19 protein-coding genes, 2 pseudogenes and 1 riboswitch are annotated in these 22122 nt (G+C 63.6%); of the genes and pseudogenes, 12 read left to right on the top strand and 9 right to left on the bottom strand.

Features of this window, described 5'->3' with window-relative positions; all coding sequences use genetic code 11:
* The first annotated feature begins 112 nt into the window (after positions 1-112).
* The gene (locus Q0687_RS30670) at positions 113-1192 is read left to right on the top strand and encodes a Tat pathway signal protein (protein WP_298885222.1); all 1080 of its coding nucleotides are present in this window, start codon (positions 113-115) and stop codon (positions 1190-1192) included.
* Here the strand turns inward: Q0687_RS30670 and Q0687_RS30665 are convergent.
* The 3 genes from Q0687_RS30665 to Q0687_RS30655 all read right to left on the bottom strand — a co-directional run bounded on the left by Q0687_RS30665 (position 1189) and on the right by Q0687_RS30655 (position 3647).
* Complete coding sequence (locus tag Q0687_RS30665) at positions 1189-1779, bottom strand: hypothetical protein (protein WP_298885221.1); 591 nt, start codon at positions 1777-1779, stop codon at positions 1189-1191. The genes Q0687_RS30670 and Q0687_RS30665 overlap by 4 nt on opposite strands.
* 175 nt (positions 1780-1954) lie before the next feature.
* Positions 1955-2590, bottom strand: coding sequence for a hypothetical protein (locus Q0687_RS30660; protein WP_298885219.1), 636 nt, complete (start codon positions 2588-2590; stop codon positions 1955-1957).
* 169 nt (positions 2591-2759) lie between these two features.
* Positions 2760-3647 (bottom strand): DUF1194 domain-containing protein, encoded by an 888-nt coding sequence (locus tag Q0687_RS30655; RefSeq protein ID WP_298885217.1) that lies wholly within the window; start codon positions 3645-3647, stop codon positions 2760-2762.
* A gap of 191 nt (positions 3648-3838) precedes the next feature.
* A riboswitch (Fluoride riboswitch) is annotated at positions 3839-3917 on the top strand.
* Between the two features lie 98 nt (positions 3918-4015).
* On the opposite strand from Q0687_RS30655, the gene Q0687_RS30650 reads away from it, so the two are divergent.
* The 5 genes from Q0687_RS30650 to clpS are packed head-to-tail and all read left to right on the top strand — an operon-like array spanning position 4016 to position 6759.
* Positions 4016-5227, top strand: a complete 1212-nt coding sequence (locus Q0687_RS30650) for an MFS transporter (protein WP_298885215.1) — start codon at positions 4016-4018, stop codon at positions 5225-5227.
* 7 nt (positions 5228-5234) lie between these two features.
* A complete protein-coding gene (gene crcB, locus Q0687_RS30645) occupies positions 5235-5633 on the top strand; it encodes a fluoride efflux transporter CrcB (protein ID WP_298885314.1) in 399 nt (132 codons plus the stop codon).
* Positions 5634-5639: 6 nt separating this feature from the next.
* A complete protein-coding gene (gene crcB / locus Q0687_RS30640; RefSeq protein WP_298885213.1) occupies positions 5640-6065 on the top strand; it encodes a fluoride efflux transporter CrcB in 426 nt (141 codons plus the stop codon).
* Positions 6066-6067: 2 nt separating this feature from the next.
* A complete protein-coding gene (locus Q0687_RS30635; RefSeq protein ID WP_298885211.1) occupies positions 6068-6409 on the top strand; it encodes a DUF190 domain-containing protein in 342 nt (113 codons plus the stop codon).
* Between the two features lie 44 nt (positions 6410-6453).
* Entirely contained in the window at positions 6454-6759 is a 306-nt protein-coding gene (clpS, locus tag Q0687_RS30630) for an ATP-dependent Clp protease adapter ClpS (protein WP_128967696.1), read from the top strand.
* A gap of 34 nt (positions 6760-6793) precedes the next feature.
* Here clpS and Q0687_RS30625 read toward each other — a convergent pair whose 3' ends face one another.
* Positions 6794-7984: an adenylate/guanylate cyclase domain-containing protein gene (locus Q0687_RS30625; RefSeq protein ID WP_298885201.1), complete on the bottom strand. Its 1191-nt coding sequence runs from the start codon at positions 7982-7984 to the stop codon at positions 6794-6796.
* A gap of 434 nt (positions 7985-8418) precedes the next feature.
* Here Q0687_RS30625 and Q0687_RS30620 point away from each other — a divergent pair.
* Positions 8419-12786: pseudogene (locus Q0687_RS30620) on the top strand (AAA family ATPase); the annotation flags it as partial.
* Positions 12787-12837: 51 nt separating this feature from the next.
* Positions 12838-14403, top strand: a pseudogene (locus tag Q0687_RS30615) (ATP-binding protein); the annotation flags it as partial.
* 109 nt (positions 14404-14512) lie between these two features.
* Here Q0687_RS30615 and aroC read toward each other — a convergent pair.
* The 3 genes from aroC to fabI all read right to left on the bottom strand — a co-directional run bounded on the left by aroC (position 14513) and on the right by fabI (position 17207).
* Entirely contained in the window at positions 14513-15604 is a 1092-nt protein-coding gene (aroC, locus tag Q0687_RS30610; RefSeq protein ID WP_298885199.1) for a chorismate synthase, read from the bottom strand.
* 178 nt (positions 15605-15782) lie between these two features.
* On the bottom strand, positions 15783-16382 hold the full coding sequence (locus tag Q0687_RS30605) for a histidine phosphatase family protein (RefSeq protein ID WP_298885197.1): 600 nt from the start codon (positions 16380-16382) through the stop codon (positions 15783-15785).
* A 12-nt stretch (positions 16383-16394) separates the two neighbouring features.
* Positions 16395-17207, bottom strand: a complete 813-nt coding sequence (fabI, locus tag Q0687_RS30600) for an enoyl-ACP reductase FabI (protein ID WP_298885195.1) — start codon at positions 17205-17207, stop codon at positions 16395-16397.
* 172 nt (positions 17208-17379) lie between these two features.
* Here fabI and Q0687_RS30595 point away from each other — a divergent pair, with 172 nt between their 5' ends.
* Together Q0687_RS30595 and Q0687_RS30590 are read left to right on the top strand one after the other, a co-directional pair.
* On the top strand, positions 17380-17868 hold the full coding sequence (locus tag Q0687_RS30595; RefSeq protein WP_128953175.1) for a sigma-70 family RNA polymerase sigma factor: 489 nt from the start codon (positions 17380-17382) through the stop codon (positions 17866-17868).
* Between the two features lie 106 nt (positions 17869-17974).
* Positions 17975-18745, top strand: coding sequence for an anti-sigma factor (locus Q0687_RS30590; protein WP_298885192.1), 771 nt, complete (start codon positions 17975-17977; stop codon positions 18743-18745).
* A 314-nt stretch (positions 18746-19059) separates the two neighbouring features.
* Here Q0687_RS30590 and Q0687_RS30585 read toward each other — a convergent pair whose 3' ends face one another.
* Complete coding sequence (locus tag Q0687_RS30585; protein WP_298885190.1) at positions 19060-20028, bottom strand: J domain-containing protein; 969 nt, start codon at positions 20026-20028, stop codon at positions 19060-19062.
* Between the two features lie 110 nt (positions 20029-20138).
* Positions 20139-20501, bottom strand: a complete 363-nt coding sequence (locus tag Q0687_RS30580) for an RT0821/Lpp0805 family surface protein (RefSeq protein ID WP_363324020.1) — start codon at positions 20499-20501, stop codon at positions 20139-20141.
* 155 nt (positions 20502-20656) lie between these two features.
* On the opposite strand from Q0687_RS30580, the gene pdxH reads away from it, so the two are divergent.
* Together pdxH and Q0687_RS30570 are read left to right on the top strand one after the other, a co-directional pair.
* Entirely contained in the window at positions 20657-21298 is a 642-nt protein-coding gene (gene pdxH / locus Q0687_RS30575) for a pyridoxamine 5'-phosphate oxidase (protein ID WP_008141501.1), read from the top strand.
* Positions 21299-21337: 39 nt separating this feature from the next.
* Complete coding sequence (locus Q0687_RS30570; RefSeq protein WP_298885185.1) at positions 21338-22090, top strand: SDR family oxidoreductase; 753 nt, start codon at positions 21338-21340, stop codon at positions 22088-22090.
* The last annotated feature ends 32 nt before the right edge of the window (positions 22091-22122 follow it).

Raw genomic sequence — 22122 nt, 5'->3', positions numbered from 1 at the left:
GGATCGAGCCAGCACGTTCCATTGTTGATTCTGCTCAATCGCCCTGTTCCTTGCCGGCGCTAGAAGCGTCCTTGGCTTGGTCTTGGGCTTTCGGACTGCCGAGCAGATATTTGTGGTTGATCGACGACAGTTCATCGCGGCCGCGCTCGGGCTTTCTGCGGCGACCGCCTGCGGCCTTCCTGCCGGTGCGGCCGGCATGACTTACGACGAGGCCGTCGAGACGTCACGCGCCCCGCTGAGACCGGCGCCGCGGGACCGCGAGCTCGTGCGTTTTGCGACGCTTGCGGCCAACAGCCACAACACGCAGCCCTGGATGTTTTCCGCTGACGGCAACGAGATCGCGATTGCGCCCGACTTCAAGCGCCGCTGTCCGGCCGTCGACCCCGACGATCATCACCTCTACGTCAGTCTCGGATGCGCCGCCGAAAATCTCAGCCTCGCCGCTTCAGCGCTGGGCTGGCGCGCCAGCTCCTTATTCGATGGCGAGCGGATCGTGGTCGCGCTCGAGCAAGCTCCGCCGGCAGCATCGGCGCTGGCTGACGCAATTCCGGTCAGGCAATGCACACGCGCGGTGTTCGACGGCAGGCCGGCCGCGCCCGAAATCCTGCATCAGCTCGAGAACGCCTGCCGCGAACCCGGCGTCGCCGCGATCCTGATGACCGACCGCAACGCAATCAAGAAGGTGACCGACTATGTGCTCGAAGGCAATTCGGTACAGATGCGTGATCCGGCCTTCATGCGCGAGCTCGTGAGCTGGATGCGGTTCAATGAGACCGATGCGCTTGCAACGATGGACGGTCTGTTCTCGCGTGTCTCGGGAAATCCATCGCTGCCCGCATGGATTGCCCGGCCGCTGCTGAGGCTTTTCTTCACCGAGGACGGGGAAAACAAGAAGTACCGCGATGAGCTCGACAGCTCTGCGGGCGTTGTCGTGCTCGCAGCCGATCGCAGCGACAAGGCGGACTGGATCGCGGTCGGCCGCGCCTGCCAGCGTTTCGGTTTGCAGGCAACCGCGCTCGGCCTCAAATATTCCTTCGTCAACCAACCGGTCGAGGTGACGGCGCTGCGAGGGCAATTCGCGGCATCACTCGGGCTGGGCGAACGGCGCCCCGACATCGTGATGCGCCTCGGAACCGGGCCGGATTTGCCGAGGTCGCTCCGGCGTCCCCCGGAGTTGGTGATACAGCACTAGCGCCGTAGCTGGCCGAGCGCCGGCGACTCGCCGGGCAGCATGTCGGACCTGATATCGCTGTCCATGCGGCCCGAATCCCGCTGGGTGAAGCCGGCGCCGAACGACAGGCTGAGGTTGGACGTCGGCCTGAACTCGACGCCCCCAAATGCGCCATAGCCGGGCCCGGCGGCGGAGGTCAGCGGCGCAACCGAGCTGCCGATGCCGTTGCCGTATTTCAGCGTGTCGAAACCGGCAAAGAACGTCACGGGCGAACCGCCCGCGGTCTTCATGTTGTAGCCGAACTGCGTGCTGTCATAGGAGAGCGCGCTGAAATTGCTCGCCGGTCCCGCCTGGCTGAAACCGCTGAGACCGAGATTGCCGCGCTGGCCTCCGACGAAGAAGCCGGGGCGGAAATCATAGCCGCCGTTGGCATCGCTGCTGTTGAAGTTCGGAAAGTTGCGGTAGCTGTCGGCACCGCCGCCATAGCCGAAAGCCCCGCCCGGAAGCCAATATTGCAGAGGCGCGACCTGGGCATGGACAGGCGCGCCACCGAGGCAGAGCACCGCGAAGAGAGTTGCAAGAGCGTAGAAACGAGCAAATCCGGGCATTCGGCTAACCGTCAGAAAGGTGCGTAAATTATACGCAACGCACGCCGGAAACACCAGCGGAGCCGGGGCGGGCATCAAGCGGTTCCAGTAACGCCCGTCCCGAACGTGACCTGATTGCCGTCGGCATCGACCGCGCCGAAGGCGCGCTTGCCATGATCGAAGCAGCCGTCGGCGGCTACGCCGTCCGGTCCACCGAGGATGACGAATCCGCCGGCGGATATTTCGTCACGGGCACCATGAAGGATTTGGTGCCGACCTGGTAGATGACCTTGCCGTTCTGCCCGTCGTCCGTCGCGATCTGCGACTGCCCGAACATGATGACGTTCTTGTAGACGATGCCGGTGCCCTGGCGGGTGATGCCGTCGGTGGTGACGCTAACCTGCGCTTCGTTGCCGTTGACGGAGAGCACCTTAAAGCTCGCGCTCTTGCCGTTGTCGCTGGAATAGCCGCCCCAGCTTCCCATGAGGCGGCTGTCGGACGCCGGTGGCGCCTGCTTCTCGAGATTCGCTGTCTGCTTGCCGGCGCCCCCGAACGAGAACAGCAGCACCATGTTCTTGCCGTCCTTGGTGCCGACCGTGACGCCGCCAAAGGTGATCAGCGTGCCCTGGACCTGGGCAAAGCCGCGCTCGGTGTGTCCGTTATGGGTGTACTCGACCTGCGCCCGGGCACCCCTGATGTTCACGACCTTGAACTCGACGGGCTGGTTGTTGCCCACCCAATTGCCCTTCCAGTCGCCGACCAGAGCGCTCTGGTGATACAGGCGCTCGTTGGCTGGCGAAATCTGGCTGGTGCTCGAGGAGATGACGGCCATTGGATTGCTCGCAGGCGGGATCTGACAGCCCGCTTTCCCTCACTTCGGGCGGCAATGTCAGGACACCGGAAACAGATTGAAACAATCCAATTAGGGCCATGCGGCGGTTAACGAGGGGTTAATTCAACCGCTGGGCGCGACGGGCAAATGGTCTCATCGCGGATGCGTTTCAGCGGCCCCAGCGATCCGACCAGATCTTCTCGCCGATCAAGCAGCTCACGCGCGGCTCCTTGTCCTTGTCCGCAACGCGCACCACCGGACGCTCGGGGGTACGGCCCGCGACCTCCTGCAAGAGCTTGGCGTGGATCGCCTCCTTGAACTTGTCGCGATCCTTGATCGCAATCACGAAGGAGCCGGGCCCGCCGATCACGCAATCCTCGTAATAGAAATCGAGATTGTCGATATCCATCGTCGAATAGGACGGCTCCTTCACCATGATCGGCAGGCCGTTGATGATGATGCCCTTCTCGAGCGCGAGATCGCGCGCCACCGTGACAGGGCCGCCATTGTTGTTGGGACCGTCGCCCGAGATGTCGATGACGCGGCGAAGGCCGTGATATGGATCCTCGTCGAACAGCGGCATCGCAAATCCGATCGCACCCGAGATCGAGGTGCGCGAGGCGCGCCGGATCGGCGTCCTCATGATCTCGGCCGAGACCGCATCCGCCGTCTCGGGTCCGTCAATGAGGCGCCAGGGGATGATGATCTTCTGGTCGTTGGATGCGGCCCATTCGAAATAGGTCACCGCGATCCTGCCGTTGGGGCCGGCCTTGAGCGCCTGCAAGAACTCCTTGGACTGGATCGCCTGGGCGTAGCCCTCGCGCTGGATCGCAAGCTCGTCCATGTCCATGGAGTAGGAGACATCGACCGCGAGGATCAGCTCGATATCGACCGACTGCGCATCACCGTCGGCCGCCTGCCGCTGCTGTCGTTCGAGTTTTGGCGATCCGAATTTCGGCGGTTCAAGTTTAGAACTTGGTGCCGCGATGCCCGCGACGTCCCCTCCGGCAAGCACGCCGGCCACCAGCACAGCCCCGATCGAGAACAGCAAGCGCATCGCAGTCTCCCGTCGTATGACGCGATGGTGACATGCAAACGCCTTGCCGCAAAGCGCGAAGATCGGCCGTGCTTCACATTCAGGTTAGGATTTTCAAGCGCCTGCGCGAAAGCGCCGTCACGTCGCCACGCTTACGCGGCCACGTGCTTGCGCCGCCCATTTGTTCCCCGTCATTTCCATGCTAGGCTGACCGGACAGATGGGGATGGAGTCCCCCGACAACCGCCCGGCGGTCGCGTGACTGTAATGGGCTGATGACTCCTGCTCGAGGTGAGGCAATCAGCCTCTGCCTTTGGCGGGAGCATGGACAAACCCGCCGCTGGCGGGTTTTTTGTTGCCTGAAGCGAAGGCCAAGGAGACGTCGACGACGTGACGACGACCACACCGAATGCTGCCCACGCCAAGCTGCCCAGGGGGATCTGGGTGCTCGGCTTCGTCTCGATGCTGATGGACATCTCCTCCGAGATGATTCATGCGCTGCTGCCGGTCTATCTCGTTACCGTACTCGGCGCCTCCACCCTCACCGTCGGTTTCATCGAGGGCATCGCGGAGGCCACCGCCGCGATCACGAAGATCTTTTCCGGAGCCCTGTCCGACTGGCTCGGCCGCCGCAAGCTGCTCGCGGCCCTGGGCTATGGCCTCGCCGCGCTGACAAAGCCGTTGTTCCCACTTGCACCCAGCGTGGGCTGGCTGGTGGCAGCGCGCTTCATCGATCGCGTCGGCAAGGGCATTCGCGGCGCACCGCGCGATGCACTGATCGCCGATATCTCGCCGAAGGGCCTGCGCGGCGCGAGCTTCGGCCTGCGGCAGTCGCTCGACACGATCGGCGCCTTCGTCGGACCGCTCGCAGCGATCGGCCTGATGTGGTGGACATCAGATCATTTCGTCGCCGTGTTCTGGGTGGCGGTGGTGCCGGCCTTCCTGTCGTTCGGCCTGATCGCGTTTGCGGTGGAGGAGCCGGAGCCGGATGCGAGCCGCGAGCCAGCGAAGAATCCGCTGAACTCCGCCGCGATGCGGCAGCTCGGAGCGGTCTACTGGCGGGTCGTCGCCGTCGGCGTCGTCTTCACACTGGCACGTTTCAGCGAGGCCTTCCTGATCCTGCGGGCGCAAAACATCGGGCTCAACGCGATGTGGGTGCCCGCGGTGCTGGTGCTGATGAACATCATTTACGCGCTCTCGGCCTATCCGGCTGGCGTGCTGTCGGACCGGATCAACCGGACCGCCCTGCTCGCGCTCGGCCTCGTCTGTCTCGCCGGCGCGGACCTCGCACTGGCGCTGCTGCCGAACCTTCTCGGCCTCGGGCTCGGCGTCGCGCTGTGGGGCCTGCATATGGGATTGACACAAGGCTTGCTCTCGGCGCTCGTCGCCGATACTGCACCGCCAAGCCTGCGTGGCACCGCGTTCGGCTATTTCAACCTGTTCACGGGTGTTGCGATGCTGGCCGCAAGCGTGATCGCGGGCGCGCTGTGGGATGCCTATGGCCCGGTCGGCACATTCCTTGCCGGGCTCGGCTTCGCACTGGCCGCACTGGTGGGACTGCTGACCGTCGGCAATGGTTTGACCGCGGAGGAGAAGCAATGACGGGGGACTGTTCATCGTGCTGAGCGGAATGATCGCCATCGTGGTCGGCAGCGTGCTGGGCGGCTGCACCCGCTATTTCGTCTCCGGCGCGATCGCGCGGCGGCTGGGCGAGACCTTCCCCTGGGGCACCATGACCATCAACGTCACCGGTGCCTTCCTGATCGGCATTCTCGGCGCGCTGGCGACCCATCCCGGCTCGGTGTTCGCGACGCCCAATCCGTGGCTGTTCGCGGTGACCGGCTTCCTCGGCTGCTACACCACGGTGTCCTCGTTCAGCCTGCAAACGCTGACCCTGGCGCGCAACGGCGAGCCGGTGCACGCGCTCGGCAATGTCGTGTTCTCGGTCGGACTGTGCCTTGCGGCCGTGAGCTGCGGCTTCCTCCTTGCAGACAGTCTCGGAGGATAGAGGTCGATGAACTCTTCCTCCGCCGAGCGCTGGCGCATCGCGATGCTTTATGCCTGGGTTTCGGCCGGCAGCATCGTCGGTGGGCTGACGCGCTATCTGGTCGGGCTCGCCCTCGATACCGGCCCGGGCTTTCCCTTCGCCACATTGTTCATCAACGCCACTGGCTCGCTGATCATCGGCTTCTATGCGACGCTGACCGGCCCCGATGGCCGCATGCTGGCGCGGCCGGAGCACCGGCAGTTCGTCATGACCGGCTTCTGCGGCGGCTACACGACGTTCTCGACCTTCAGCCTCGAGACCTTCCGCCTGTTCCACGGCGGCATGAAATATACCGCCATCACCTATATCGCTGCGTCCATCGTCTGCTGGCTGGTGTCGGTATGGGCTGGGCATATGATAGCAAGCCGCTACAACCGCTTGACGAGGAGTTGACCATGCAAATCCCCAATCAGGCTGTTTCGCTGCGGATCTTCATCGGCGAGAGCGACCATTACGACGGCAAGCCGCTCTATGAAGCGATCGTGACGACTGCGCGCGAGCGGCACCTCGCCGGCGCCACCGTGCTGCGCGGTCCCATGGGCTTCGGCAAGTCGAGCCGGCTGCACACCTCGAAAATCCTGCGGCTATCGGAGGATTTGCCGCTGCTGATCGAGATCGTCGACAGCGAGGACAACATCAACGCATTCCTGCCCATCCTGGATGGCATGATGTCGAGCGGCTTGATCACCTTGGAGAAGGTGCAGGTGCTACAATATGGTGCAAAGACCGCGAGCTGATCGCTCCGGCTGGGAACCCAAGCCCGCCGTGTCCAGGAGGCGGAATGAACGACACCGTTACGACGCCGAAAACCAGGACGAAGACCAAGGTCGAGCGGCCAAAGCTGCACAAGGTCATTCTGATCAACGACGACTACACCCCGCGTGAATTCGTCACGATGATCCTGAAGGCCGAATTCCGCATGACCGAGGATCAGGCCTATAAGGTCATGATCACCGCGCACAAGCTGGGCGCCTGCGTCGTCGCCGTCTTCACCAAGGACGTCGCCGAAACCAAGGCCACCCGTGCCACCGATGCCGGACGAGCCAAGGGCTATCCGCTGCTGTTCACGACCGAGCCGGAGGAATAAGCGGCGCCTCTCGCGACTCTCGGGGATCGTTGCCTCACGCCATCACCACAGGCGTCTCCTCGCCAAGCCCATACACACGCTGCGCCTTGGAAAATCCTGCGATCGGAAATTCGCCGAGATTGCGCCAGTCGTGCTGGCAGACCTTGGCGAAGCCCTCCGACACCACGATGGTGCGCCCCAGCCGGCCGGCGATCTTCTCGAGCCGTGCGGCGAGATTGATGGCGGGGCCGATGCAGGTGAAGTCGAGGCGGTTGCCGCCGCCGATATTGCCGTAGAGGATCTGGCCGACATGCAGCGCGACGCCGAAGCGGAAGCGCTCGACGACGTCTCCAACCGGATGCGCCAAGGCCTCGACGCTGGCGCGGGATTCGCGCGCGGCCTCCAGCACGCGCGAACAGACATGCGCGGCATCGCCGACATATTCGTCGATCGGGAACACCGCGAGCAGGCCGTCGCCCATGAACTTCAGCACCTCGCCGCCATGACCGCGGATCGCGGTCACCTGACAGTCGAAATAACGATTCAGGATCTCGACGACCGTCTCCGCCGGCAGCCGGTCGGACAGCGCGGTGAAGCCACGCAGGTCCGACAGCCAGATGCCGGCCTGCATGGTATCGTTGTGGCCGCGGCGGATCTGGCCGGCGAGGATACGTTCGCCCGCGCGGTTACCGACGTAAGTGTCGAGCAGCGTCGCGGCAGTCCGGCGCAGGGTGACGATCTCGCTGACGCGCGCGAGCGGCGCCACGATGGAGCGGATCGTCGCGATGTCGTCATCGCTGAAACCGCCTGGATGCCTGGTGGTCCAGCTGATGGCGTGGACCGAACCGTCGAGAAATCGCATCGGCGTCGCGATGTAATCGGTGACGCCTTCGGCACGCATGTCGTCCAGAAAGGGAAAGCGCTTGCTGTCGGGGTCGTCCATGCGTCCCCTCACCTCCAGGCCTTCCTCGAACACGATGCGTAGCGGGCTCCTGGCGAATTCAGGCGTGGCGAGGATCTCGAAATCGACGGTGCCGATCTCGACCTCCTCGCCCTGCCGCCAGATGAAGTTGCGGCCGAAGATTTCAGGATGCAGGGTGCGGATGAAAACGCCGAACCGCCACAGCGGCAGGCCAGCCGCAACCATCTGCTCGCAGGCATCCGAGATCATCTCGGCCGACCCGCGCGACGAGCGGGCGCCGTCGATCAGCCAATTGATGATGCGTTGGAGTTCGGAGCTTTCCATGCCCCGCATTTGCGGACGAAGCTGTGCGATCGTCAAGCCGCGCGGTGGATTAGTCTCATGTTCGCCGCGTTGGAGAGTCACGCAGCTCCGTTGATTTTGCCGGATCCAGGCCCGGGCTCGATCGCGCTTGTGGCGCATCGTTCCACTGATTTTGCTGCAAACTGGTACGAACAGGATTCGTTGTTGAGACTCCCTGATTGAAGGTCGCTGAAAGGCAGGCCCCGGGGTGGGCTTCACGCCGACCGGGCGGCTGTGCCCAATAAGCTGCACGCCAGTCTCGGCCTTCGCCCGGGGCCCTGGAGGGCCTGATCGAGCCCGGAGCGCTGGTGTCATGTCCACGCTTGTGGCAAGCTCGGAGCGGACGCCGAGGAAGACACCATGCCTTCGTGACTCTTGTGGGGGCGATCCGATGTTGAACCATCGTTTCGAGCGGCATGATTAGCAGCTTCGAAGTGCTATTGGGCGACGTGCTATGGGGCGATGACGACCACGTCTTTTGCCATGCCTCGCGCGATGACTCCGATGGCGCCCGCGATGCTCTCCTGGCAGTGCTTCCCGCAGCGAAGAACGCCTCTTACGCCACCATCGATCGGCTGGCTCACGAATACGCGCTGAAGGACCAATTGGACGGGGCTTGGGCCGTGCGGCCGCTCGAACTGGTGCATGATCGCGGCCGCCCCGTGCTGCTGCTTGAGGACCCGGGCGGCGAACCGCTGGAGGGACTCGTTGGCGAGCCAATGGGAATCGGGCCGTTCCTACGGCTCGCGATCGGGATCGCGACGGCTCTGGGCAAGGTGCAGCAGCGCGGTCTCGTCCACAAGGACCTGAAGCCGGCGCACATCCTCGTGAATTGTAAGGACGGACAGGTCCGATTCACCGGATTTGGTATCGCCTCGCGCTTGATCCGCGAGCGCCGTCCCCCCGCACCGCCCGAGTTCATCGAGGGCACGCTGCCCTACATGTCGCCCGAGCAGACCGGGTGGATGAACCGCTCGCTCGATTTCCGCAGCGATCTCTATTCGCTGGGCGTCACCTTCTATCAGATGCTGACCGGCTGCTTGCCGTTTGCCGCGGCGCACCCGATGGAGTGGGTGCATTGCCATATTGCCAGAAGGCCAGCCACACCCAGCGAGCGGGAGAGCACCGTACCCGCTGCGATCTCGAACCTCGTCCTCAAGCTGCTCGCTAAGTCCGCCGAACAACGCTACCAGAGTGCCGCGGGCCTCGAGCGTGACCTGCGCCACTGCCTCAGCGAATGGGAAACCTCGGGTCACATCGAAGAGTTTCCGCTGGGTCAACACGATACGGCCGATCGTCTGCTGATTCCTGAGAAGCTCTACGGACGAGAGAGCGAGATTGAAACTCTGCTCGCTGCATTCAACCGCGTGATCAAGAGCGGCTCGCCGGAGTTGGTGCTGGTCTCCGGCTATTCGGGCATTGGCAAGTCTTCGGTGGTGAACGAACTGCATCGTGTACTCGCCATGTCGCACGGTCTGTTCGCATCAGGAAAATTCGACCAGTACAAGCGGGATATCCCCTATGCGACGCTGGTGCAGGCCTTTCAGGGCCTGGTGCGGTCCCTTCTGAGCAAGAACGACGAAGAGCTGACCGTCTGGCGGCGCGCGCTCCAGGAAGCACTCGGTTCAAACGGACGGCTCGTCGTCGACCTCATCCCCAAGCTGCAATTGATCATAGGCGAGCAGCCGCCGGTCCCCGAGCTTCCGCCGCAAGAGGCACAAAAGCGCTTCCATCTGCTGTTCCGACGAATCGTCGGCGTATTCGCACGACCGAACCATCCGTTGACACTGTTCCTCGACGATCTCCAGTGGTTCGACGCAGCGACGCTCGATCTGATCGAGGACCTGCTCACCCAATCGGATCTGCACCACCTGATGCTTGTCGGCGCCTATCGCGACAACGAGATCGACAGCGCTCATCCCTTGAAGCGGAAGCTTGAGGCGATAAGAAACGCCGGCGCAAAGATCGAGCAGATTACTCTTGCGCCCCTGACGAGCGAACACATTGCCCGCTTGATTGCCGATACTCTTCGTTGCGAAATAGGCAGCGTCGCGCCCCTGGCGCAGCTGATACATGACAAGACGGCCGGCAACCCGTTCTTTGTGGTTCAGTTCCTTTACGCGCTGGCCGAAGAGGGCATGGTCCGCTTCGACTACGACACCGGCTGCTGGTGCTGGGACCTCAATCGCATTCAGGCAAAGGCTCATACTGACAACGTCGTGGATCTGATGGTCAGCAAGCTGACTCGTCTGCGGCCGGAAACGCAGTGTGCTCTGCAGCAACTGGCCTGTCTCGGCAACATCGCCGAAATACCGACACTCTCGATCGTACTCGGGCGTCAGGAGCAGCAGGTTCACACGGCATTGTGGGAGGCCGTCCGTCAGGAGTTGATCGAGCACCCGACGGGGGCCTACAGGTTTGTCCACGACCGAGTGCAGGAAGCCGCATACTCGTTGATCGCGGATGAACATCGCGCGGGGCTTCATCTGCGGATCGGTCGAAAGCTGCTGGCACACACGCCCCCCGAGAAACGCGATGAGACGATCTTCGACATTGTCAATCAGCTCAATCGCGCCGCCGCCTTGATCAAGGCGCCGGAAGGACGCGTCGAACTCGCCGAGCTCAACCTTACGGCCGGCTTGCGCGCGAGGACGTCGGCGGCCTACGCATCGGCGCTTAATTATATGTCCGCTGGTGCGGCATTGCTGCCGGCCGACTGCTGGGAACACCAGCATCAGCTCGCCTTTTCCTTGGAATTGCATCTGGCCGAATGCGAATTCGTCACCGGCGCCGTGACGCAAGCGGAACGACGTTTGTCGGATTTGGCAGAACGCTCCGCGAATGTCAGTGAGCAGGGTTTTGTCGCGCGCCTGCAAGTGGACGCGTATATGGCGCTCAGTCAGCGTGACCGCGCGGTCAGTGTCGGTCTCGACTACTTGCGACGGCTCGGAATTTCCTGGTCGGTCCACCCGGACGCAGACGACGTGCGACGTCAATATGAGAAGGTATGGTCTCGAATCGGCGATCGGACGATCGAGGATTTGTTCGACCTGCCGCTGATGACTGATGCAGTTGCGCTGGCGACCCTGGATCTTTTGACGGCGCTGATGCCGCCGGCGTTCTATACAGATGCCAATCTTCGTTCGCTCGTGGTCCTCAAGGCTGTAGAACTCAGTCTGGAATGGGGCCACAGCGAAGCATCGTGTGTGCATTACGTCATGTTCGGCGCGATCGTCGGCTCGCTTTTCGGCGACTATCAAGCAGGGGCTCGATTCAGCAATGTCGGCATCAGGCTCGTGGAACGGCGCGGACTTTCCCGCTTCAGGGCGCGGACATATCTGAACTATGGCAATCTCGTCCTGACATGGACCGAGCATCATCGCCGCGCGCGCGAAGCATTTCGTCTCGCGTTCGAGGTCGCGAATGCCAGTGGCGAGATCACGTTCGCGGCCTTCAGCTGTTCCAGCCTGAACGCGAATTTTCTTGCGGCGGGCGATCCGCTTTCCGAATCGCAGCGCGAGGCGGAGTACGGCCTGCGATTCGCCCAGAAAGCGAATTTCGCGTTGCTCGTCGACATCGTGAGGCCGCAGATCGGCCTGATCCGGATGTTGCGGGGCTTGACGCAACGGTTCGGCAGTTTCGACGATGCTCAATTTGACGAGCGCGCGTTCGAACGCCGTCTCTCTGCCGATCCGGCCTTCGCGGTGCCTGAGAGCTGGTACTGGATTCGCAAACTGCAGGCCTTGTTCTTTTCAGGTGACTATGCGCTGGCGATCGAAGCCGCATCGAAGGCGAGACGTTTGCGCTGGTCACCACCGCAGCTGTTCGAGACGGCAGAGTACGAATTTTACGCTGCGCTGTCCCACGGCGCATGCTGGAGTGCGGCCACGGGCGACGAGCGCGATCAACATGTCGAGGCAATGTTGGCCCATCACAGCCAGCTCGATGCGTGGGCGCAGAACTGCCTCCAGAATTTTGCGGACCGATCCGCCCTGATCGGCGCCGAGATTGCTCGCATTCAAGGTTGGGAACTTGAAGCCGAACGTCTTTATGAGAACGCCATCCGCTTGGCCCGGGAAAGCGGTTTCATACACAACGAGGCTATTGCTTATGAACTCGCCTCCCGCTTCTACGCAGCGCGCGGCCTCGAAGAGTTCGGCCGCGTCTATCTGAGACATGCTCGCGACAATTATGCTTGTTGGGGAGCCGACGGAAAAGTGCGGCAACTTGAGAACACATTCGCTCATCTAAGGAAGGAGAGATCGGAGTCCGGCACGATCAGTACGATTGGGGCCTCGGTCGAGCAACTCGACTTCGCGACCGTCGTCAAGGTGTCTGAAGCGGTGTCGGGTGAGATGGTGCTGGACAAGCTCATCGACGCACTGATGCGCACCGCCATGGAACAGGCAGGGGCAGAGCGAGCTCTGCTGATTCTATCGCACGACACCGAGCCCCGCATCCGCGCAGAAGCCACGACCCATGGCGAGGAGGTGAGCGTGTCGCTGCAAGACCTGGCGATATCCGCCGCGGAGCTTCCGGAATCGGTGTTCCAATACGTCATGCGAACCCGGGAGTGCATCATTATTGACGATGCGGCCGTCCAGGTTCCGTTCGTCGCGGACCCATATGTCAGCCAGCGGCACGCTCGGTCCATTCTCTGCCTGCCCTTGCTCAACCGCGCCAAGCTCATCGGCGCGCTCTACCTCGAGAATACGTTGACACCGCACGTTTTCGCGCCGACGCGAATTCCGGTGCTCAAGCTTCTGGCCGCGCAGGCCGCGATCGCGTTGGAGAACGCCCGGCTGTATGCCGATCTGCAGCGGGAGAACAGCGAGCGCAAGCGCGTGGAGCAGGCTCTACGACAAAGCGAGCAGCGCTTTCGGGACTACGCTGAGACGGCCTCCGACTGGCTTTGGGAGACCGGGCCGGACCACCTCTTCACCTATATTTCGGAGCAGTTGAGTGCCTTCGGCATCGATCCGGCGGGATTGATCGGAAAACGCCGTTTCGATACGGCCTCCGACCGGGAGGCCCGGCTGCAGAAATGGCATGAGCATACGGCGCTGCGGGAGCGACACGAGCCCTTCCGAAATTTCGGGCACACATGCCGCGACCTCGCCGGGAATCAACGCCATCTCAGGGTCAACGGTCGTCCCGTCTTTGCCGCCGACGGGCGCTTCATGGGGTATCGCGGAACGACCACCGACCTGACCAGCCAGCACGAGGCCGAGGAGCGGTTGCGCCAATCGCAGAAGATGGACGCCATTGGGCAGCTCACGGGCGGTGTCGCGCACGACTTCAACAACGTTCTCACCGTCATCACGGGAACCATCGAGATCCTCAAGGAAGGCGTCCCGGATCGACCGGAACTTGCCACCATTGCCCAACTCATCGACGACGCTGCGACGCGCGGGGCGGAGATCACATCTCAGCTTCTCACCTTTGCGCGCCGCCAACCGCTTGAGCCGCGCAAGATTGACGTCAACAATTTTCTGATCGAAACGGCGCGGTTGCTCAAGCCCACTTTGGGGGAGCACATCGAGCTTAAACTGGCGCTGGCGGAGGATGGGTGGTTTGCGCTCGCCGATTCCTCGCAGCTTTCAGCGGCGGTGATCAATCTCGCGGTGAATGCGCGGGATGCTATGCCCGGTGGCGGCGCGATCACGATCGGGACCGCCAATGTCGCCGTCGATGAGGCAGAGGGGGCAGCTATCAGTGAGGTGGACCCCGGAGACTTCGTGATGATCTCGGTCAGCGACACGGGAGAGGGTATCCCGGCCGATATCCGCGAGCGCGTGTTCGAGCCGTTCTTCACGACCAAGGGAATAGGCCGCGGCACTGGCCTTGGACTGAGTATGGTCTACGGCTTCGCCAAACAGAGCGGAGGCACGGTCAAGGTCGACAGCGAGCAAGGCCGCGGCACTACCATCAGGCTGTATCTGCCACGAGCGGAAGGGACGGCACCGGTAAAGGCTGCGCCTGCGCATGCATATGCGCTAGCGCCTGCTCACGAGACGATCCTGGTCGTCGAGGACGATCCACTCGTCAGGGGGTACGTGATCGCCCAGCTTGGCAGCATAGGGTACCAGACGCTTGCGTCCGCCGACGGGCCGGCGGCCCTCGCCCTGGTCGAACAAGGCGCTGCGTTCGATCTCCTGTTCACCGACGTCATCATGCCGGGAGGAATGAATGGTCGCGAATTGGCTGAAGCCGTGCTCAAGCGGCGCCCTGGTGTGCGCGTGCTCTACACCTCCGGTTACACCGAGACCACACTCCTCCAGGGAGATCGACTCGATCCCGACATAGTGCTTCTCAGGAAGCCTTACCGGAAATCCGATCTGTCGCGGAAAATCCGCGAGGTACTGGAAGGTGCGCCCGCGTCCCCAGTCACAGGTTCGTAATGATGGATCCGCATCGGATTGGTGTCGCTGTTCTAACGAGCGCGGTGAACAGCGAGGGTGTCTTCGATAGCGGTCTAGCGACTGGTAACCGCGACTCAAAGACCTGGCGCTAGCGCCGCCCGACCTGGCCGCGGTCGCGCAGGAAGTGGTCGGCGAGCACGCAGGCCATCATGGCCTCGCCGACCGGGACGGCGCGGATGCCGACGCAGGGGTCGTGGCGACCCTTGGTGAATATCTCGGTGTCGGCACCCTTGCGGTCGACGGTGAGGCGCGGCTGGAGGATCGACGAGGTCGGCTTCACCGCGAAACGCACCACGATCGGCTGGCCCGTGGAGATGCCGCCGAGAATGCCGCCGGCATGGTTGGACAGGAAGCGGGTGCCGTCATTGCCGGTGCGCATCTCGTCGGCGTTCTCTTCGCCGGTCAGCTCGGCGGCACCGAAGCCGGCACCGATCTCGACGCCCTTCACCGCGTTGATGGTCATCATCGCGCCGGCGAGATCGGAATCGAGCTTGGCGTAGATCGGCGCGCCGAGGCCAGCCGGCACGCCCTCGGCAACAATCTCGAGCACCGCGCCGATCGAGGAGCCGCTCTTGCGGATGCCGTCGAGATAGGTCTCGAAGAAGGCGGCCTTGTCCTTGTCGGGACAGAAGAACGGATTCCTCGCGATCTCGTCCCAGTCCCACTTCTCGCGATCGATCTTGTGCGGCCCGATCTGCACCAGCGCGCCGCGCACCTTCACGTCGGGCAGCACCTTGCGCGCGATCGCACCGGCGGCGACGCGCATTGCGGTCTCGCGCGCCGAGGAGCGGCCGCCGCCGCGATAGTCGCGCAGGCCGTACTTGGCTTCGTAGGTGAAGTCGGCATGTCCAGGACGAAACTTGTCCTTGATCTCCGAATAGTCCTTGGAGCGCTGATCGGTGTTCTCGATCAGCAGCCCGATCGGCGTCCCCGTCGTGACCTGCACGCCGGTCTCCGGATGGGCCATCACGCCGGACAGGATCTTCACCTGGTCCGGTTCCTGGCGCTGGGTCGTGAAGCGCGACTGGCCCGGCTTGCGGCGATCGAGATCCTGCTGGATGTCGGCCTCGGTCAGCGGGATCATCGGCGGGCAACCGTCGACCACGCAGCCGATCGCCACCCCGTGGCTCTCGCCAAAGGTGGTGACGCGGAACATATGGCCGAAGGTGTTGAAGGACATTGCGAACTGCCGCCTATTTCTGACGTCTTACACAAACGTTGGATGTCAACGTCGTAGCGCCGAGGGCCATTGGGTTCAACCCTAGTTCCGTCATTCCGGGGCGCCCCAAAGGGCGAACCCGGAATCTCGAGATTCCGGGTTCGATGCTTCGCATCGCCCCGGAATGACGGGCTTGGGCTTAACTATGCTTCTCCAGCCGGCCGTCGCGGAACACGTAGACGGCGCCCTGCTCGATATAGAGCTCGGCGGCGCTGGCCGGTGTTTCCAGGCCGAGCGAGACCATCAGGGCCCGACAGGTGCCGCCATGGGCGACCGCGACCGTGTCGGCCTTGAGCTCATCGTACCAGGCCCGGACGCGGACCTGCACGTCGGCATAGGTCTCGGCGCCTTCGGGCCCCACGGTCCATTTGTCGGCAAGGCGCCTGGCATAGATCTCGGGATCTCTCGCCTCGCTCTCGGCCAGCGTCAGCCCTTCCCAGACGCCGTAGCCGATCTCGCGCAGGCGATCGTCGAGCGCATAGTCCGCAACAGGCAAGTCGAGCCTGCCGCGCGCGAGCTCCATGGTCTGGCGTGCACGACCGAGCGGGCTCGACACATAGGGCAGATCAGCCTTGTCGCGACCGTCGCGTCTGAGAAGATCGGCCAGAATGAGGCCTGCCTGCGCGGCCTGATCGCGGCCGCGCGCATTCAGCGGAATGTCCCTGGTGCCCTGAAGCCTGCCGAGCGCATTCCACTCGGTCTCGCCGTGGCGAAGATAATAGATCGTGGGCACGGGCATTTCGGCTGGCGATTAGTCCTTCGACGTGTCCGACGCTTCGGGCCGCATCATGCCGAGCACGTTGTAACCGGAATCGACGTGATGGATTTCGCCGGTGACGCCGCGCGACATGTCGGACAGGAAATACACCGCGCTGTCGCCGACCTCCTCGATCGTCACGTTACGCCGCAGCGGCGCGTTGAGCTCGTTGTACTTCAGCAGCAGGCGTGAATCGGCGATGCCTGCGAAGGCCAGCGTCTTGATCGGCCCCGCCGAGATCGCGTTGACGCGGATCTGCTTCACACCGAGATCGGCGGCGAGATACCGCACGCTTGCCTCCAGCGCCGCCTTGGCAACGCCCATGACGTTGTAGTTCGGCATCCACTTCTCGGAGCCGTAATAGCTCAGGGTGACGATCGAGCCGCCGTCGGTCATCAGCTTCTCGGCGCGCTGCGCGATCGCGGTCAGCGAGTAGCAGGAGATCAGCATCGACTTGGAGAAATTGTCCGCGGTGGTGTCGACGTAGCGGCCCTCGAGCTCGTCCTTGTCGGCGAACGCGATCGCGTGCACGACGAAATCGATCTTGCCCCACTTCTCCTTCAGCACGTCGAACACCGCATCGATGGTCGCGGCATCGGTGACGTCGCAATGGCCGAGTATGAGGGCGCCGAGCTCTGCCGCGAGCGGCTCGACCCGCTTCTTCAGCGCATCGCCCTGATAGGTGAGCGCGATCTCGGCACCGGCCGCCTGGCATGCCTTGGCGATGCCCCAGGCGATCGAGCGGTTGTTGGCAACGCCGAGGATGACCCCGCGCTTGCCCTGCATCAGACCTGAATTCTGCGCCATTTGCTCACGTCCTGTAGCTCTCGTTGAGGTCTGGAGGTACACCAGCCCTCCCCTGCGGTACAGTCCTAATCCGGGGCGTTAACGCTGTTTCCCGCCGCCGGAATAGCCGTTCCGTTCGGGTGTTATCATCGCTATGGGCGCTCGCGCCTGATGTGAAGGACGTCAAGACGGCATGAGCGCGTTTCGCCAAAGCGTGGAAGCCATGATCCCGGCGTTGCGCCGCTACGCCCGCGCGCTGACGCGCGATGCGGATGCGGCCGACGATCTGGTGCAGGACACGCTGGTGCGTGCGCTGCGTTCGGAGCGATTGTTTCTAGGAGGCGACGTCAGGAGCTGGCTCTATACGATCCTGACCAACCTCAACAAGAACCGGCGGCGCTCGCTGGCAAGGCGGCCGCAATTCATGCAGCTGACGGAGAACAACCCGGATGCCAGCGGGACGGAGGCCGAAGGACGCGACATCGAACGTGCGCTCTCGACGCTCGTCGAGGAGCAACGCTCGGTGCTGCTGCTGGTGATGCTGGAGGGCATGAGCTACCGGGAGGTCGCCGACATCCAGGGCGTGCCGATCGGCACCGTGATGTCCCGCCTGGCGCGCGCCCGCGCCCACGTCAAAGCGTCGCTGGAAGGTGAGCGCCCGGCGCTCAGGCGGGTGAAATAATGGCAGGATTGATGCATCGCGCGTGCCGCGTCCCCCGCACGCAGAGAGAAGCAGCGCAGTTGAACCGCGTCGGATATTTTGGGCCGCAGAGCCAGAGACGATCGATATGAACGACCACAATATTCCAGTGACCGAAGACGAATTGCACGCCTTTGTCGATGGCGAGTTGCCGCCCGAGCGCCGCGCCGACGTCGAGGCCTGGCTTGCCGCCCATCCCGACGATGCCGAGCGGGTCCAGTCCTGGCGGACCATGGCCGAGATGCTGCACGCCCGTTACGACGGCGTCGCCCAGGAGCCGGTACCCGCCCGGCTGGAGCTCGAGCGGCTGGAGCGCCGCCCGCGGCAATGGCTCTATGGCGCCATCGCGGCCACGCTGGTTGCCTTCGTCGCCGGCGGCACGGCCGGCTGGGTCGCGCATGGCGCCGCCAATGCGCCCTCGACCTTCCAGAGCTTCACCGAGGACGCACTCGATGCCCACCGCCTCTATGTCGTCGAGGTCCGCCATCCCGTTGAAGTGCCCGGCAACGAGCGCGACCATCTCCAGGCCTGGCTGACCAAGCGCTGCGGCTGGACGGTATTCGCGCCGAACCTGGAGGCCAGCGGGCTGAAGCTCGTCGGCGGCCGGCTGCTGCCGGGACCGAACGGCCCGGCGTCGTTCCTGATGTATGAGGGCGCCTCGGGCGAGCGTTTCACGATCTACACCGCCAAGACCGAGAGTGGTGCGACCCAGATGCGCTACGCCAAGGAGGACAAGGACGGATCGCTGTTCTGGGCCGATCGCGGCGTCGGCTATGTCGTCACCGGCGGCGCCGACCGCGATCGCCTGACCAGGGTGGCGCAGGCCGTGTACGACCAGGCCGAGAAAAACGGCGGCTAGACAACCGCGCAAACGCCGTGCCCTGATTCCGTCATTGAAAATTTGGAATCAAGACATGGGCGCGTCTCATTATCGCACCGGATGCTCACGCGAAAATGAGCAGCGTTCGATCCGCCGATCGACGCGGGCGGCCTCGATTGGGGTTTTTGGTACCGCGCTGGTCCCCCTCTCGAGGCCGCACCTATTTATCGACTGCCCCGCCGGACAGCCGACACGTCGAGCAACGAAGCGCTACCACGCCTCGCGTGTATGATGAGCATCATCTCCCGGATGATGCTCTAGGCCTTTAGGAGAAAACCCCTTCAGTTCCGAAATTAGCCAAGCCCGCTACGAGGATTGTAGGGGTGCTGGTCCCGCCACTTTTCCATCAATGCTTCAAGCTCGGCGTCGTTCCCGTCCGGTAGCATAATCCTGATGGTGACGAAGAGATCCCCGGTTCCGCCAGATTTTGGCAGTCCCTTGCCTTTGAGGCGGAAGGTCCGGCCACTCGACGTGTTCTTCGGGACTGACAATTCCACGGCATTGCCTAGCGTAGGCACGCGGACCTTGCCGCCGAGCACAGCCTCGTAAAGCGTGACCGGAAGGTCGATCCGGAGGTCGGAGCCCTCGATCTTGAAGAACGGATGGGCTGCGATGGTGATGGTGATCAGGAGGTCGCCGGGCGGATGGCCTTGCGCGGTCTCACCCTGTCCCCGCAGACGGATCTGCTGGCCCTCGATGACGCCAGCCGGAATCTTGACGTTGAGCTCCTTGCCGTTCGGCAACCGGACGCGCTTCTCGCCGCCCTTGACCGACTCTTCCAGAGAGACGGACATGGCGACATTGACGTCGAGATCGAGCCCGATCCCACCGGTGTCGAAGTCGAACTGGGCACCGCCGCCGGCTCCGGGTCGCGCACCGCGCACCCCGCCGCCGAACATGCTGTTGAGGATGTCCTCGAACGCGCCTGCGCCCTGGCCGGGGCCTGCGCCGCCACGGAACGTATAGCTCTCGAAGCCGCCGGGACCTGCGCCGGCGCGCCCGCGCGGCCCGCCGCCACCCGGAAAGCCCTGGAAGCGCGGCTTGCCCTCGGCGTCGATCTCGCCGCGATCGAACTGCTTGCGCTTGTCCTCGTCGCCGATGATCTCATTGGCCGAATTGATCTCGGAGAAGCGCTCGGCGGCCTTGGGATCATCCTTGTTGCTGTCAGGATGATGCTTCTTGGCCAGCTTGCGATAGGCGCTCTTGATCGCGGCAGCGGTCGCGCTCCGCGGCACCCCCAAGACCTCATAGGGGTCGCGCATCCGTCACGTCTCCTCTCGGGAAATCGAAATGTCTAAAGGGCTCCCCGCCCCACCTGAGCCTCATGTGGGGGGCGAGTGGCATTTTTGCAACTAGTCGATGGAGCTGATTCCTAGCTCCGCCATGGCTTTAGCGTATGAATTTCCCAACGGCCACGGCTGCTTTGGCAACCGGCGCCCTGCAGCCAGGTTTCCGTGGTGCCGTTGACGTAGCTTGCCAGGAAATCGCGGCACTTGCGGCCGTCCTCGGCCGCGTAGGATTGCGCGATCGGCGTCACCGAGCCGCGCGCGCCGGTTTCCGGATTCTCCCAGTGCTGGCTGGCGTCCTTGTCGCCGATGCTGAGCACGTCGGAGGCGGCGTTGCGGGCAAAGGCGAGATCGGTCTCGGTCGGTGCGGCGTCCTTCGGCCGCGTGATCGAACCGGTGAGATCGCTGTCGTCAGCCTTGGCGTAGGCTTTGGTGTCGGTGCGGGACATGCTGCAGCCGCCAGCGCCGAGCCCGATTAGAATCATTGTCAGCGCGAGGCCCGAGGGCCGCATCACCGATAGGCCAACGCGTCCCCATGCCCTATATAGGGCAGTAGCAGACAACAGCGCGCTTTTGGCCGCGGGACGCAATTCGGACTCCAGACATGACCGACACGACCTCGATGAAACACCAGACACCCTTAACATCCGGTGATTTCACCGCCGCCGACGAGCCGTTCGCGCTGTTCGAGGCCTGGTTGAACGAGGCGATCAAGAGCGAGCCGAACGATCCGAACGCCATGGCGCTCGCGACCGTCGATCCTGACGGCCTGCCCGACGTGCGCATGGTCCTGATGAAGGGCTTCGATACCGAGGGTTTCGTTTTCTACAGCCACATCGCGAGCCAGAAAGGCCGCGAACTCGCCGCAAATCCTAAAGCGGCTTTACTTTTTCACTGGAAGTCGCTGCGCCGTCAGGTCCGCATCCGCGGCAACGTGACGCCGGTGACGGATGCCGAGGCGGACGCCTATTTCGCGACACGACCGAAGCAGGCGCAGATCGGCGCCTGGGCCAGCAAACAGTCGCAAGAGCTGGAGAGCCGCTTTGCCTTCGAGCAGGCCATCGCCAAAGTCGCGGCCAAGCACGTCATCGGCGAGGTGCCGCGGCCGCCGGGCTGGAGCGGCTGGCGCATCACGCCCTCGCGCATCGAGTTCTGGCACGACCGCCCATTCCGCCTGCATGACCGCATCGAATTTCGTCGTGACGCAGCCGGCCAGCCGTGGTCCAAGACGCGGATGTATCCCTAGAGCCTTATCTCGATCTTTGGGCCGACCTGAAAGATGTCCATGCCGCATTCGTCCAATGCGCCGCGCCGCACGCTGCTCCTGACCGGAGCAAGCCGCGGTATCGGCCACGCCACCGTGATCCGCTTCTCGTCGGCGGGCTGGCGCGTCATCACCTGTTCGCGGCATGCCTTCCCGGAGGATTGCCCGTGGGACGCAGGCCCCGAGGATCACATCCAGGTCGACCTCGGCGATCCCCAGGACACCGCACGCGCCATCAACGAGATCCGCAGCCGGCTCGAAGGCGGCATGCTGCACGCCCTCGTCAACAACGCCGCGATCTCGCCCAAGGGCCCGGGCGGCTCAAGGCTCGGGTCGGTCGACACCGATCTGGACACCTGGACACATGTCTTTCACGTCAACTTCTTCGCGCCGATCATGATCGCGCGCGGATTGATCGAGGAATTGAAGGCGGCCAAGGGCTCGGTCGTGAACGTCACCTCGATCGCGGGCTCGCGCGTGCACCCCTTCGCAGGCGCGGCGTATGCGACCTCGAAGGCCGCGCTCGCATCGCTGACGCGCGAGATGGCCTCCGACTTCGGCCGCGTCGGCGTGCGCGTCAATGCCATCGCACCGGGCGAGATCGACACCTCGATCCTGTCGCCGGGCACCGAGAAGATCGTCGAGCAGCAGATTCCGATGCACCGCCTCGGCACGCCCGACGAGGTCGCCAAGATCATCTATGTGCTGTGCACGGACACCAGCTCCTACGTCAACGGCGCCGAGATCCACATCAACGGCGGCCAGCACGTCTAGGCCAGCTGAAGCACCAAGGGTGAAGCATTGAG

The organism is uncultured Bradyrhizobium sp. (assembly GCF_936928535.1).
Classification (GTDB): Bacteria; Pseudomonadota; Alphaproteobacteria; order Rhizobiales; family Xanthobacteraceae; genus Bradyrhizobium.
The sequence above is the reverse complement of the archived record's forward strand: the minus strand, read 5'-3'. Positions and strand labels throughout refer to the sequence as shown.

Bases quoted from the DNA above. Each gene is read 5' to 3' on its own strand.
- Q0687_RS30665 (WP_298885221.1), bottom strand. From the start codon at position 1,779: ATGCCCGGATTTGCTCGTTTCTACGCTCTTGCAACTCTCTTCGCGGTG.
- Q0687_RS30660 (WP_298885219.1), bottom strand. From the start codon at position 2,590: ATGGCCGTCATCTCCTCGAGCACCAGCCAGATTTCGCCAGCCAACGAG.
- Q0687_RS30655 (WP_298885217.1), bottom strand. From the start codon at position 3,647: ATGCGCTTGCTGTTCTCGATCGGGGCTGTGCTGGTGGCCGGCGTGCTT.
- crcB (WP_298885213.1), top strand. From the start codon at position 5,640: ATGAACTCTTCCTCCGCCGAGCGCTGGCGCATCGCGATGCTTTATGCC.
- Q0687_RS30635 (WP_298885211.1), top strand. From the start codon at position 6,068: ATGCAAATCCCCAATCAGGCTGTTTCGCTGCGGATCTTCATCGGCGAG.
- clpS (WP_128967696.1), top strand. From the start codon at position 6,454: ATGAACGACACCGTTACGACGCCGAAAACCAGGACGAAGACCAAGGTC.
- Q0687_RS30625 (WP_298885201.1), bottom strand. From the start codon at position 7,984: ATGGAAAGCTCCGAACTCCAACGCATCATCAATTGGCTGATCGACGGC.
- aroC (WP_298885199.1), bottom strand. From the start codon at position 15,604: ATGTCCTTCAACACCTTCGGCCATATGTTCCGCGTCACCACCTTTGGC.
- Q0687_RS30605 (WP_298885197.1), bottom strand. From the start codon at position 16,382: ATGCCCGTGCCCACGATCTATTATCTTCGCCACGGCGAGACCGAGTGG.
- fabI (WP_298885195.1), bottom strand. From the start codon at position 17,207: ATGGCGCAGAATTCAGGTCTGATGCAGGGCAAGCGCGGGGTCATCCTC.
- Q0687_RS30595 (WP_128953175.1), top strand. From the start codon at position 17,380: ATGAGCGCGTTTCGCCAAAGCGTGGAAGCCATGATCCCGGCGTTGCGC.
- Q0687_RS30590 (WP_298885192.1), top strand. From the start codon at position 17,975: ATGAACGACCACAATATTCCAGTGACCGAAGACGAATTGCACGCCTTT.
- Q0687_RS30585 (WP_298885190.1), bottom strand. From the start codon at position 20,028: ATGCGCGACCCCTATGAGGTCTTGGGGGTGCCGCGGAGCGCGACCGCT.
- Q0687_RS30580 (WP_363324020.1), bottom strand. From the start codon at position 20,501: ATGTCCCGCACCGACACCAAAGCCTACGCCAAGGCTGACGACAGCGAT.
- pdxH (WP_008141501.1), top strand. From the start codon at position 20,657: ATGACCGACACGACCTCGATGAAACACCAGACACCCTTAACATCCGGT.
- Q0687_RS30570 (WP_298885185.1), top strand. From the start codon at position 21,338: ATGCCGCATTCGTCCAATGCGCCGCGCCGCACGCTGCTCCTGACCGGA.